Here is a 13,284-nt window from a genome sequence, read left to right on the forward strand (position 1 = left end):
ATGGAAATAATCTCGAACGACTACCGTATCAAATCGGTTCTTGGACGCCTTGAAATGATCATCGACAATGAGAATACGAGGATCGGCAACGACCCTCAGTTCGATCTCAAAGTGTCGAATGCCCACAAGAGCCGTTGCCTGTATGAACTCTCCATGCTCTTCCGCGACACCGATCCGAAGGAACTGGCGGCGACGCATCTCGATCAGCTGCATGGGCTGAAGAAGAAGCTGGTGCTGAACGCTCGGCGCGTCGAAGCGCACCTGGAGGCGGTTCGCACGGTTGCCGATCTCCTGAAGAATGCGGTCCAGGACGCGGATGCCGACGGCACCTATTCCCAAGAGCAATTCGTGGCACGTGACGCTTGATGATTAAGCTCGTTCTGACAGGCGTCTGGGTTTGCGCGATCACGCTGGCATCGGTCTATTTCTCCGTGCACATGGCAACGGCTCCTGCGCCGGCTCCCGATGATTCCAAGCAAAGCCAGCTCGAGCTTGTAAAGGGCGAGACGATTACCGTGCCGATCATTGCCGACGGCGCCGTCACCGGCTACTTCCTCGGCAAGGTGTCTTTCATGATGAACAAGGACAAGGTGAAGAACCTCACCTTGCCTCTGACGGAAGTGACGACCGACGAGCTCTTCACGCTGCTCGTCGGCAACAAGATGGTCGACATCTCCAACATGAAGTCCTTCGATCCGAATGCCTTCCGCGAGATGATCAAGAAGGACATCAACCAGCATCTCGGCGGAGACTATATCGATCAGGTGATGCTGGAGCAGCTCGACTACCTCTCGAAGGAAGAAGTCAAGGCGAATGCCTCCGGGCAGCAGAAGAAAACGGTCAAGCCCGTCAATGTCGTAGCCCCGGCACCCGTGTCGGACCCGGCTGCAACGGAGTAAGACGGCTATCGCCCTGAAGCGGCACCGCTGGCGCCGTTTTGCGTTTATCTCAGGGCTGCCGATAGTTAACAATTCCTTCGTTTGAGGCTAGGAATTCAAGCGATTTTCCTAAGGGATAGTTGAAATCGTGCTGCTACAAGTCGCGGCGATGGGCTGACTGTGCACAGCTTTCCGGTTTTCGGAATTTTTCATGCGCTCCCAGGCGAACGCTATCGGTCGATGCTGAATCGTCTGGTGCGGCGATGTGATCTGTTCCGGGATACATGCAGCATGAAACACTATCGTCAGGAAGCCGGCATGAGCCTGATCGCGAATTTCGCGGTCCTGTCGTCGCGTCGCGCGATCTTCGATCTGCCGGTCTGCGATCTTGGCTGGGATGACGCGCTGGTGTTCATCAATGAACTACTGTCGATGCCGGTTGGGCAGACGTCCATCTCGTTCGTCACCGCGCGCAATATGCTGATGACGCTGCGCGATAGCGAATACCGCGCCGTTCTCACACAAAATCTGTTGCTCCCTGATGGCCTCGGTCTCGATATTGCGTCGAGAGTGGCGCACGGATCGCTGTTCCCCGCCCGCTTGAAGGCCGCCGATTTCGTGCCTGCGCTGCTGACATTCATGGAGGTGCCGCGGCGCATCGGCCTGATCGGCAGCACGCCCGAGGCGGTCAGGACGACAGCTGCAACGTTCCGGCGGCACGCCCCGTGGCATGAGTTCATCATCATTTCCGACAGCTTTTCCGAGACGGCAGACAAATCGGCGATCATCAAAGACATCGATCGGCAATGGCTCGATTTACTGATCGTCGGAACGAGCACGGCATCTAAGGAGAAATGGATCCATAAGAACATCCGGGCGGATCATGCTCGGCTTGTGCTTGCTGTTGGCGACCTGTTCGATGTCGTGGCGGGCACGGTTCACCACGTGCCAAAATTTCTGCGGATGATCGGGCTCGACCGCGGCTATCGCGGGATACACGAGGCGACACGCCGGGGTTTGCGGTACGCCCTCGATTCCGCAACCTTCCTCTACTACGTGCTCCAATACGGCGTAACGCGCCGCCGGCGGCTACTGCGTCGATCAACGTAATTGCGTCAGTTAACCATTTCTTTGCTATGAACATTTAGGGTTACTTAACCATCCGCAGTCGCGGGCGGCTCGACCGTTCCGTTCATACGCATGAGATGTGGCGATGTACGACAGCAATCCGAGAAGCCAAGCCATCCTCCGGCCCCCGACGGCACGGCGCAACTATATCGCGATGCCATCCGAAGCCGCTGTGATGCCGGCGGCGGAAGCAAAACTGCTCGGCGTGATCGAACGCGCGCTTGAGCAGCAGCGAGCCAGCCGCGCTACTGGACCTGAAGCGCCGCCGCTTGTCAGTCGCATCGAGACAATCCTGGGCAAGAGGCTTGAGGCAGCAAACGATGTCGAGGCCGCCATTGTCGAGACGCCGCTGATTACGCCTGCACCCATCGCACCGCCCACAGAAGCAGCTGCAAACCTGAATCAGGTTGCATCTGCTACCTCCGAAAGTGCGCCGAAACCAGGGCGCTTGAAGCGTCTCGCTACGATTGGTCTCGTCTGTGCGCTGGGTGGAGCGAGCGGTGGTCTGATCCCTGCAGAGCCGGCGCGCTATAGCGCGGAAGGAATGCTCGCCATCCAAGGCGCCGGCCAAGGTCGCGCTGTAGCCACGAAAGCGGCCGAAAAGACGCTTTCGGCGTCTCACACGATCGCCGCGACCGTTGCGGCATTGAAACTCGACCGCGATCCGGAGTTTTCCGGCGTTTCCTCCGATGCATTTGCAGTCGCTATTGACCTGCTATCGACCGATGGCACAGCGGCCGACCCTGTTTCGCGCGCAGAGGCATCGCTCGTTTCCGCGATCCGCACCGCGACCGATCCCCACGCCGGCACGATCGATTTCAAGGTTACCACAGGCAGCGCGGAGAAATCCGCGCGCATTGCGGGCTACCTCGCGTCCGTCCTGACGAGTCGAGAAGCTGCAACTGGGGTTGCCGAAGACGGATCGTTGAAAAAGGCGGACGATGCGGCGCAGCTCGAGCTTGCCTCCTTCACGCAGAAGAGCGGCGAAGGCAACGTCAAGGTTGCGACTGATCTGCAGGAGCAGATCGGAAGCATTGATGGGGAACTGAAGGCAGCCGAGCAGCGCATCCTTGCTGCCCAGGAGCAGGCCCGCCGGTTAAAGACGGCGAAGGTCGGCGATGTCCTTGCCGGCACACTTGATCCTGACCTCATGTTGCCGACACTCATCGACCACCGTGACAGATATGTGGCCGCACACCTGTCGCTTTCGCAGCTGTCGGCCAATCTCGGCCCACGCCATCCGCGGCTGCAGGCGCAGCAGGCCGAGGTCGACGGTTTGAAGGATGCGATTGGCGACGACCTCGGTCGGCTGGTGCGCGAAGCGAATGACGAGATGAAGTCAGCCACCGTCGACAAACGGCAGCTGAGCGATCACCGCAACGCGCTGATCGCGCAGAGCAAGGACACGGGTGTCGATTTCGCGAAGCTGACCGAGCTGCGTGACAAGGCAAGTGCGGCGCGCTTGCGCCTGGAGGACGCGATCACCACAGGAGCCGTTGCGCCGGGTACTGGCAGTGTACAACTGCAGAAGCCAGTACAGACAGTCGCCATGCCGGCTGGTCAGCGTTGGCTGTCGCCACTGCTCGGCGCTCTTGCTGGGCTCGCATTCGGCCTGGCTGTTGTCTCTGCCAAAGCGCGCTCCACGCTTGCTGCGTCCGCAAGGAAAGAGCCGTCGCTACGCACCCCCACACCGGAGCCAAATGTCGGCACGCCATCGACGGCCGCCCCCGCCAAAGGGCCGCAGGAGGTGGACATCGTCCGTGCCGAGCTCGCCGCCATGCGCGCCAGGCTGCGTACCCGGTCGGCAGCATCCTGACCTTGCTGCGACACGATTGTTCTTGCATTTGCCATTTTAGGCAGGATAGGGCGTGGACAGGCAAATCGCGCTGAGCGCCACCGGCTACAATGGGCTAAAAGCAAGGGCAGGAGACAGTCTTGACGACAGTGATTGATGGCAAACAGGTCGCCGCTTCGGTAATCGAAACGGTGAAGGCAGCGACATCGGCGCTGGACAAGCAGAGCGGCGTCAAGACGGGCCTTGCCGTCGTGATTGTCGGGGATGACCCGGCCAGCCATGCCTATGTCAACTCCAAGAGCAAGATGGCGAAGGAATGCGGATTCAAATCCGTCCAGCACACGTTGCCGGTTGAGACCACGCAGGAGCAGTTGGTAGCGCTCGTCGCTACGCTGAACCACGACCCCTCGATCCACGGGATCCTTGTGCAATTGCCGTTGCCGAAGCATCTGAAATCCGAACCGATCATCCAATCGATCCTGCCGGAAAAGGATGTCGATGGTCTGCACGTCGTCAACGCCGGCAAGCTTGCGACTGGCGATCTCGAAACCGGCCTCGTGTCCTGCACGCCCGCCGGTGCGATGGTTTTCGTCCGCCGTACGCATGGCGAAGATCTCTCCGGCCTGAATGCTGTGGTGATCGGCCGCTCCAATCTGTTCGGCAAGCCGATGGCACAACTGCTGCTGAATGCCAATGCCACGGTGACGATCGCTCACTCACGTACCAAGGACCTGCCGTCGGTCTGCCGTAATGCCGATATTCTGGTCGCCGCTGTCGGTCGCCCGGAGATGGTCAAAAGCGATTGGGTGAAGCCCGGCGCCACCGTGATTGACGTCGGCATCAACCGCGTTCCGGCTCCCGAAAAGGGTGAAGGCAAGACCCGCCTCGTCGGCGATGTTGCCTTTGACGAGGCGTCGAGGGTCGCCGATGTCATCACGCCGGTTCCGGGTGGGGTGGGTCCGATGACCATTGCGATGCTGATGGCCAATACTGTGATCGCCGCCCATCGCGGCGCCGGTCAGACGCCGCCCAAATTCTGATCCTGCCTCGGGGCGGGGCCTGTCGAAGCGCGGACGATCAGTTCGGTTTTCCAGAGCTCCTGTTCCGGGAAGGGGCCGTCCTGCTTGACCGTCCCGATGAGCCGCTGGGCGATGCGCACACCCGCGGCGCGCAGCGACGACCGCGTCGTCGTCAGCGGCACGGAAAAGTTCTCGGGCTTCAGATGCGGCAAAACGTCGTCATGCGCGATCAGTGAAATGTCCTCCCCGAGCTTCAGCCCGGCCTGATTGACGGCGCGGATGGCGCCGAGCGCCAGCACCGTACTGGAACAGAGGATCGCCGTCGGTCGCTCCGGCATCTGTAGAAATCGTTCCATGGCGGACTGGCCAAGCTCGTCCGTCATCGACGTATGGCTCATGCAGTCTTCCGGAAGCGACAGCCCTCGCTCGGCAAGGGCCGCGACCAGCCCGTTCTTGCGGCGGATTGCAAAGTCGAGATGTCCAGGCCCGTTGAGGAGGGCAAAGCGCGTATGGCCGAGCTGAAGCAGCAACCTTGCGGCATCATAGAAAGCGGCCTCGTTGTCGATGTCGAGGTAGGGATAGTCGGGCTCGGAGCCGATGGAGCGGCCGTGCACGAGGAATGGCATGGAGAGCGACTTCAGCATTGGCAGCCGCGGATCGTGGGCCCGCATATAGGCCACGAACAGCGCATCGACATTGCCGCTGATCGCCAGGCGCCGCAGTGCCCCGACCTCGTCGTTTGGATCGGCCGGCATGATCACGAAATGAAAGTCGTGGCGCACGGCCTCCTCGCCGAGCCCGGTTAGGAACTCGCCGAAATGCACATCGGAATAGTGATCGGGAGCCGTCGGCATCACCAGCCCGATCGAGCCTGCCTTGCCGGTCGCCAGCCGTTGCGCCGCCTTGTTCGGGCGGTAGCCTGTCTCCTTCACGGCTTGCAGGACCCGCTCGCGCGTCGCCTCATTGACTTCGGGATAGCCGTTCAATGCACGGCTTACCGTCGTCTGCGACAGGCCAAGCAATTCCGATAGCTGTTTCAGATTCACGTGCTATTCTTCCTCCGCTTACACTGGTCGCCACGTCCCAATGGCATCCAAAGCGCTTTTAATTATGTAGCAATTGTGCTGCTTGACTCAAGAAAAATCGCTCCATATTCCCAAGGTATGGCGTCGAAACCCTGATGTAGAAGGCCGCATCTTTTGCGCTTTTTTCGAAATTGCTTGACTCTTTTCCGGCGAAAGTGACATGAGTGCTTTTGTCAAAGCGCTTTGGAACGGCGTCAAAATGGTTTCAAAAGTGCGGTTGGGATTGTGATGGGAGGTTGATCACATGAGAAAGACGTTTTTGATGGGCGTCGCCGCGGCGGCGCTACTTGCTGCCGGTGCTGCGTCTGCTGCCGATCTGAAGTTTGCTCCGGGGCAGGATTCGAAATTCAACTGGAAGAGCTACGACGATTTCAAGGCTGCTCACGCCGATCTCAAGGGCGAGCAGATGACGATCTTCGGGCCCTGGCGCGGCGAAGACGAAGCCTTCTTCCGCAGCATTCTGGCCTACTTCACCGAAGCAACCGGTGTAGACGCCAAGTACTCGTCTTCGGAAAATTACGAACAGCAGATCGTCATCGACACACAGGCCGGTTCGCCGCCGAATATCGCGGTCCTGCCGCAGCCGGGCCTTTTGGCCGATCTCGCCAGCAAGGGCTACTTGACGCCGCTCGGCGATGAGAATTCCCAGTGGATCAAGGACAACTACGGCGCCGGCGATAGCTGGGTCGGCTACGGCACCTACAAGGGCAAGGACGGCAAGGAAGCCTTCTATGCGTTCCCTTACAAGGCCGACGTGAAGTCGCTCGTCTGGTACGTGCCTGAGAATTTCAAGGAAGCGGGCTACAAGGTCCCGACGACTATGGAAGAACTGCACGCCCTGACGGATCAGATCGTCAAGGATGGCGGCGTTCCGTGGTGCATCGGTCTTGGTTCGGGTGGTGCAACCGGCTGGCCGGCAACGGACTGGATCGAAGACATCATGCTGCGTCAGCAGAAGCCTGATGTTTACGACAAGTGGACCACCAACGAAGTCAAGTTCACCGATCCTGCCGTCGTTGCTGCGATCGAGGAATTCGGCTCGTTCGCCAAGAACGAGAAGTATGTAAGCGGTGGCGTTGCAGCAGTGGCTGCGACCGACTTCCGGGATAGTCCGAAGGGTCTCTTCGGCGTGCCGCCGAAGTGCTATCTGCACCATCAGGCGTCGTTCATCCCGTCGTTCTTCCCGGAGGGCACGAAACTCGGTCAGGATGCCGACTTCTTCTATATGCCGACCTACGCGGCGCATGCCGACCTCGGCAAGCCAGTTCTGGGCGCTGGCACGCTTGTTACCGTCACCAAGGACTCCAAGGCGGCTCGTGCCTTCATCGAGTTCCTGAAGACTCCGATCGCGCACGAAGTCTGGATGGCACAGTCCAGTTTCCTGACGCCGTACAAGGGCGTCAACACGGCAGCCTATGCCAACGACCAGATGAAGAGGGAAGGCGAGATCCTGACGACCGCGACTACCTTCCGCTTCGACGGCTCTGACCTGATGCCTGGCAAGATCGGCGCGGGCGCGTTCTGGACCGGCATGGTCGATTTCGTCGGCGGCAAGTCCGCGGAAGACACCGGCAAGGAAATCCAGAGCGCCTGGGATGGCATCAAGTAACATCGCCTGAGTCCCATGCCGTCGGCAACGGCGGCATGGCTGAAATGCATGGCCGGATACTGGGAGTGTCCGGCCAGCGTCACCTGTCGCGTTGAAAGCGATGGTGACGTGACGACGATCGGCGCGCAAACCCGTCAGGATAGACAGGGTAGCAGGGGGAGGGACGAATGCTGTCGCAGATAGTTTCCGCTTTGGGGGTCGTGATCGTGGCGGTCTTCGCCTGCTCGGCCTATTTCTATTTCTCGAACAAGATTCTGGATTGGTCGCTGCCGGTGAAGGATGGCGACATCCACTCGGCAGCGCGCAACCTGAACCGGCGGGCGATGATCCGGCCGTGGCTGTTCATCGGGCCGGCCCTTTTCCTTCTTATCGTCTACCTCGTTTATCCCGTGGTCGCCACGCTGATCCTTTCCTTCTATGATCGCTCCGGCGAGCAGTTCGTCGGCTTCGCGAACTATCAGTGGGCTTTGACGGACCGCGAATTCCGCCAATCGATCTTCAACAATATCCTGTGGCTGGCCGTCGTGCCGGCGGCCTGCACCTTCTTCGGCCTCGTCATCGCCGTGATGACCGACCGCATCTGGTGGGGCAACATCGCCAAGAGCATCGTCTTCATGCCGATGGCGATCTCCTTCGTCGGCGCCTCGGTGATCTGGAAATTCATCTACGAGTACCGCGGCGGCAACGATGTTCAAATCGGGCTCCTCAACGCGATCGTCCAATTGTTCGGCGGCACACCGCAGGTTTGGATCTCGGTGCCCTTCTGGAACAACTTCTTCCTGATGGTCATCCTGATCTGGATTCAGACGGGCTTTGCCATGGTGATCCTGTCTGCGGCGCTGCGCGGTATCCCTGAAGAAACCATCGAGGCTGCCGTCATCGATGGCGCCAATGGCTGGCAGATTTTCTGGCGCATCATGGTGCCGCAGGTCTGGGGCACGATCGCCGTCGTCTGGACCACGATCACCATCCTCGTCCTTAAGGTGTTCGACATCGTGCTGACCATGACCAACGGCCAGTGGAATTCGATGGTGCTCGCCAACCTGATGTTCAACTGGCTCTTCCGGGGAGGCGGCGATTCCGGCCGAAGCGCGGTCATCGCGCTGATCATCATGCTAGCCGTGACGCCGATCATGGTCTGGAACGTCCGCCGTGCGAATCGCGAGCTGGGAGGCCACTGAGATGACCCTATCAGGAAGTTTCTTCAAAATCGGCCCGGCCCGCCTCTTCGTTCACTTCGCGGTGCTCGTCATCGTCATTATCTGGTTGATACCGACGCTCGGCATTTTCGTTAGTGCCCTGCGAGACAAGGATCAGCTCGTTTCTTCCGGCTGGTGGACGGCCTTCGCCGGCTCGTCCCGAACCGTGGCGGCCCGCCTTGGGCAGCCGGACCAGCAGAAGCAGGACGGCGCGGTTTACGTCATTTCAGGCAATGTTCTCGAGGGACTGCAGGGCCGCTCCATCAGGGCGTTCGGCACGCGTGTCCAGCAACCGGCCGCCTACAAGGCCGGCGAGACGGCCGACTTGGGTGACGGCCTTTCGCTCACCGTCAACGATGACGGAAGCTATCGTTACACGAAGCCCGCCGCCTTTGGCCCGGATGACGGCGGCCGGCGCGTCTACATTTCAGTCGCCACGCCGCCTGAATTCACGTTGCAGAACTATCGGAACGTTCTCACCGGTGAGGGGATCGGCCAGTCCTTCATCAACTCGCTGACGGTTACCATCCCCGCAACGATTATCCCGATCCTCATTGCGGCTTTTGCAGCCTATGCGTTGAGCTGGATGGAATTCCCGGGCCGTGCGTTGCTGATCGCGCTTGTCGTCGGCCTCATCGTCGTGCCGCTGCAGATGTCGCTCATTCCGCTTCTGCGGCTTTATAACGGCATTGGTTCGCTACTCGACGCTCCGTCGAAGACCTATCCCGGGATATGGTTTGCGCACACCGCCTTTGGCATGCCGCTGGCGATCTATCTCTTGCGTGCCTATATCGCCGGTCTCCCGAAGGAGATCATCGAATCCGCCCGTGTCGATGGCGCGAGCGATTTTGAAATCTTTACCCGCATCGTACTGCCTCTATCCTTTCCCGCGCTCGCGTCCTTCGCGATCTTCCAGTTCTTGTGGGTGTGGAACGACCTGCTCGTCGCCATGGTCTTCCTCGGCACCGACAGGGACCACCTCGTGCTGACCGGCGCCTTGAACGCGCTGCTCGGCTCGCGGGGGGGCAACTGGGAGATCCTGACGGCCTCGGCCTTCGTCACCATTGTCGTACCGCTGCTCGTGTTCTTTGGCTTGCAGCGCTATCTGGTGCGTGGCCTGCTCGCGGGCTCGGTCAAGGGCGGTTAGGCAACCCAAGACTATCCAACAGGAAACATGAGCATGGCATCCCAATCCATTTTGACGGCCGACAAGGACTGGTGGCGTGGCGCGGTGATCTATCAGATCTATCCGCGCTCCTACCAGGACTCCAATGGCGACGGCATCGGCGACCTGAAGGGCATCACCGCCCGCCTGCCGCATGTCGCCGCCCTTGGCGCTGACGCGATCTGGATCTCGCCCTTCTTCACCTCGCCGATGCGCGATTTCGGCTATGACGTTTCCGACTACGAGAACGTCGATCCGATCTTCGGCACGCTGGTGGATTTCGACACGCTGATATCCGAGGCTCATCGCCTCGGTATTCGCGTGATGATTGATCTCGTCATCTCGCACAGCTCCGACCAGCATCCGTGGTTCGTCGAAAGCCGCGCCAGCAAGACCAACGCCAAGGCGGATTGGTATGTTTGGGCCGATGCCAAGCCGGATGGCACGCCACCGAACAACTGGCTGTCGATCTTCGGCGGGTCCGCATGGGCGTGGGATCCGACGCGCATGCAGTATTACATGCACAACTTCCTTACCTCGCAGCCGGATATGAACCTGCACAATCCCGAGGTTCAGGACCGGCTGCTGGATGTCGTCCGTTTCTGGTTGAAGCGCGGTGTCGATGGCTTCCGTCTCGATACGATCAACTTCTACTTCCACGACAAGGAACTGCGTGACAATCCGGCGCTGCCTCCCGAGCGCCGCAACGCTTCAACCGCTCCGGCGGTCAATCCCTATAACTTCCAGGAACACGTCTACGACAAGAACCGTCCCGAGAACCTGGAGTTCCTGAAGCGGTTCCGCGCCGTGCTCGAGGAGTTTCCGGCGATTGCAGCGGTCGGCGAAGTCGGCGACAGCCAGCGCGGTCTTGAGATTGTCGGAGAATACACTTCCGGCAACGACAAGATGCACATGTGCTATGCCTTCGAGTTCCTGGCACCCGATCCGCTCTCGCCGGAACGTGTCGAGGAAGTGATGGAGGATTTCGCGGCGGCTGCACCGGATGGCTGGGCCTGCTGGGCATTCTCCAACCACGATGTCATGCGCCATGTCAGCCGCTGGGGATCGCTCGTTGCCGATCACGATGCCTTTGCCAAGCAGTACACATCGCTGTTGATGACGTTGCGCGGCTCCGTTTGCCTCTATCAGGGAGAAGAGCTTGGATTGACAGAGGCAGATCTCGCCTACCAGGACCTGCAGGACCCCTATGGCATCCAGTTCTGGCCGGAATTCAAGGGCCGTGACGGCTGCCGCACGCCGATGGTTTGGGACAGTCAGGTCGCTCAGGGCGGCTTCTCGACCGTCAAGCCGTGGCTGCCGGTTCCGGTCGAGCACATCCTGCGCGCCGTCAGCGTCCAGCAGGGCGACGAGACCTCCGTGCTCGAGCACTATCGCCGCTTCCTTGCCTTCCGCAAGCAGCACCCGGCGTTCGCCAAGGGCGAGATCGAGTTCATCGAGCCGCAGGACGACGTGCTGATCTTCGTGCGCGAGTATGGCAACGAAAAGCTGCTCTGCGTCTTCAACATGAGCGCTGCCGAAAGCGCCGTCGTTTTGCCTGCGGGAGACTGGCAGGCGTTGACGGGCCACGGCTTCGTCAGCAATAACTACGGTGAGAAGATCGATATTCCGGCGTGGGGAGCGTACTTCGCTCGTCTCGCCTGACGATTTGAGGAGGAGGAATTAATGACTGGACTGACGCTCAAGGATATTCGCAAATCCTACGGTTCCGTGGACGTTCTCCACGGCATCGATCTGGAGATCAAGGAGGGCGAGTTCGTTGTGTTCGTCGGTCCTTCGGGCTGCGGAAAATCCACCCTGTTGCGCATGATTGCCGGCCTGGAGAACATCACCGGCGGTGACATGTATATCGACGGCCAACTGGTCAACGACGTTCCGCCCTCCAAGCGCGGTATCGCCATGGTGTTCCAGTCCTATGCGCTTTATCCGCATATGACGGTCTACGACAATATGGCGTTCGGCATGAAGATCGCCGGCGAAAGCAAGCAGGAGATCGATCGCCGCGTTCGTGCCGCTGCCGAAAGCCTGCAGCTCACCCGGTACCTCGATCGCCTGCCGAAGGCGCTCTCCGGTGGTCAGCGTCAGCGTGTCGCCATCGGCCGCGCCATCTGCCGCAACCCCAAGGTCTTCCTCTTCGATGAGCCGCTGTCGAACCTCGACGCAGCGCTTCGTGTCGCAACCCGCATCGAGATCGCCCGGCTGAGCGAGCAGATGGCCGGCACGACGATGATCTACGTCACCCACGACCAGGTGGAAGCGATGACGCTTGCCGACCGCATCGTCGTCCTCTCCGCCGGCAATATCGAGCAGGTAGGGGCGCCGCTGGAACTCTACGAGCGTCCGGCAAACCTCTTCGTTGCCAAGTTCATCGGTTCTCCGGCCATGAACGTCATCCCGTCGACCATCACCGAGGCTGGCAATACGACCACGGTGACGCTGACAGGCGGCAAGTCCGTGACACTAGACATTCCCACAGCGGCCGCCGAGAAGGGCAAGACCGCAAGCTTCGGCGTTCGTCCTGAAGATTTGCGTATCGCCGGTGCCGGCGATGACTACCTCTTCGAGGGCGAAGTTTCGATCGTCGAGGCGCTCGGCGAAGTGACGCTTCTCTACATCGAGGGCCTCGTTCCAGGCGAACCGATCATCGTCAAGCTGCCCGGCATCTATGACGTCAGGAAGGGTCAGAAGATGCATTTCTCCGCCGATCGGACGAAGCTGCATCTGTTCGATGCCGATGGCCGGACCTACCGTAAATAGCATCCGATCCATTTTTGGGCCGTTCCAAAAAACGGCCCAAATCGGAACTCTTCTCACCTTCTGTTAAAGATTCGATTGGTAAGATTTCCCCGTTGCATATCGAGGGGAATACGGCGGTGGCTGCATCCAATCCAATGCCTTCTGGGCACTTTCTGAACAAAGAAGAATCCTTCATGTACGACCGTGAGGTGCGGTTCAAGATGGAGGATACGATGAACGCCGCACGCATCGAATATACCGAGAAGGGCGTCATGCACATGGCGTCCCGGCGATGCGATATCATTCGTATTTCGAAGAGCACTGCGGTCCTCGCGCTCCTCACCCAATACGCCCTTCCGAAGCAGTTCTATCTCGATATCCCGGATGCCCGCATCACCAAGGTCGGCTGCATGCTGATGCGGGTGAATGCCAACAACACGATCGAAGTCCGGTTCCTTCGGATGTTGAATGACAAGGAACTCAACAAGATCTTTGTCTACAGCACACACCCGGCGCACCGTGATCGCGTGCTCGACATTCGCGCCTGATTTCTCGAAGCATTGAAAGACAGCCGCGAGTTTCTGAACTGACCCCCGAAGGTTGTTGTCCAACATTCGGGGGTCAGTTCATTTCCTCGCGGACTTTGCTGTTT

General features: G+C 59.7%; 12 protein-coding genes. 11 read left to right on the forward strand and 1 reads right to left on the reverse strand.

Annotated features, from left to right (window positions below; all coding sequences use genetic code 11):
* The 5 genes from PMI09_RS16970 to folD all read left to right on the forward strand — a co-directional run bounded on the left by PMI09_RS16970 (position 1) and on the right by folD (position 4,841).
* On the forward strand, positions 1 to 366 hold the full coding sequence (locus PMI09_RS16970) for a hypothetical protein (RefSeq protein WP_007796675.1): 366 nt from the start codon (positions 1 to 3) through the stop codon (positions 364 to 366).
* The gene (locus PMI09_RS16975) at positions 366 to 899 is read left to right on the forward strand and encodes a hypothetical protein (RefSeq protein ID WP_007796677.1); all 534 of its coding nucleotides are present in this window, start codon (positions 366 to 368) and stop codon (positions 897 to 899) included. Before PMI09_RS16970 ends, PMI09_RS16975 begins: the two co-directional genes overlap by 1 nt.
* A 297-nt stretch (positions 900 to 1,196) precedes the next feature.
* The gene (locus PMI09_RS16980) at positions 1,197 to 1,988 is read left to right on the forward strand and encodes a WecB/TagA/CpsF family glycosyltransferase (RefSeq protein WP_037083373.1); all 792 of its coding nucleotides are present in this window, start codon (positions 1,197 to 1,199) and stop codon (positions 1,986 to 1,988) included.
* A gap of 103 nt (positions 1,989 to 2,091) precedes the next feature.
* Positions 2,092 to 3,822 (forward strand): hypothetical protein, encoded by a 1,731-nt coding sequence (locus PMI09_RS16985; protein WP_007796686.1) that lies wholly within the window; start codon positions 2,092 to 2,094, stop codon positions 3,820 to 3,822.
* A 119-nt stretch (positions 3,823 to 3,941) separates the two neighbouring features.
* Positions 3,942 to 4,841, forward strand: a complete 900-nt coding sequence (gene folD / locus PMI09_RS16990; protein WP_007796689.1) for a bifunctional methylenetetrahydrofolate dehydrogenase/methenyltetrahydrofolate cyclohydrolase FolD — start codon at positions 3,942 to 3,944, stop codon at positions 4,839 to 4,841.
* On the opposite strand, the gene PMI09_RS16995 is transcribed toward folD, so the two are convergent.
* A complete protein-coding gene (locus PMI09_RS16995) occupies positions 4,820 to 5,866 on the reverse strand; it encodes a LacI family DNA-binding transcriptional regulator (protein ID WP_007796692.1) in 1,047 nt (348 codons plus the stop codon). The genes folD and PMI09_RS16995 overlap by 22 nt on opposite strands.
* Positions 5,867 to 6,149: 283 nt before the next feature.
* Between PMI09_RS16995 and PMI09_RS17000 the strand changes: the two genes are divergently transcribed.
* The 6 genes from PMI09_RS17000 to PMI09_RS17025 all read left to right on the forward strand — a co-directional run bounded on the left by PMI09_RS17000 (position 6,150) and on the right by PMI09_RS17025 (position 13,180).
* Entirely contained in the window at positions 6,150 to 7,514 is a 1,365-nt protein-coding gene (locus PMI09_RS17000) for an ABC transporter substrate-binding protein (RefSeq protein ID WP_007796696.1), read from the forward strand.
* A 167-nt stretch (positions 7,515 to 7,681) separates the two neighbouring features.
* A complete protein-coding gene (locus PMI09_RS17005; protein ID WP_007796698.1) occupies positions 7,682 to 8,695 on the forward strand; it encodes a carbohydrate ABC transporter permease in 1,014 nt (337 codons plus the stop codon).
* 1 nt (position 8,696) lies between these two features.
* Positions 8,697 to 9,860: a carbohydrate ABC transporter permease gene (locus PMI09_RS17010; protein ID WP_007796702.1), complete on the forward strand. Its 1,164-nt coding sequence runs from the start codon at positions 8,697 to 8,699 to the stop codon at positions 9,858 to 9,860.
* 27 nt (positions 9,861 to 9,887) lie between these two features.
* Entirely contained in the window at positions 9,888 to 11,540 is a 1,653-nt protein-coding gene (bglA, locus tag PMI09_RS17015; RefSeq protein ID WP_037083336.1) for a beta-galactosidase BglA, read from the forward strand.
* A 21-nt stretch (positions 11,541 to 11,561) separates the two neighbouring features.
* Positions 11,562 to 12,653, forward strand: a complete 1,092-nt coding sequence (locus PMI09_RS17020; protein ID WP_007796708.1) for an ABC transporter ATP-binding protein — start codon at positions 11,562 to 11,564, stop codon at positions 12,651 to 12,653.
* 173 nt (positions 12,654 to 12,826) lie between these two features.
* Entirely contained in the window at positions 12,827 to 13,180 is a 354-nt protein-coding gene (locus tag PMI09_RS17025) for a hypothetical protein (protein WP_007796711.1), read from the forward strand.
* The last annotated feature ends 104 nt before the right edge of the window (positions 13,181 to 13,284 follow it).

It is taken from the genome of Rhizobium sp. CF122 (genome assembly GCF_000282035.1).
GTDB lineage: Bacteria > Pseudomonadota > Alphaproteobacteria > Rhizobiales > Rhizobiaceae > Rhizobium.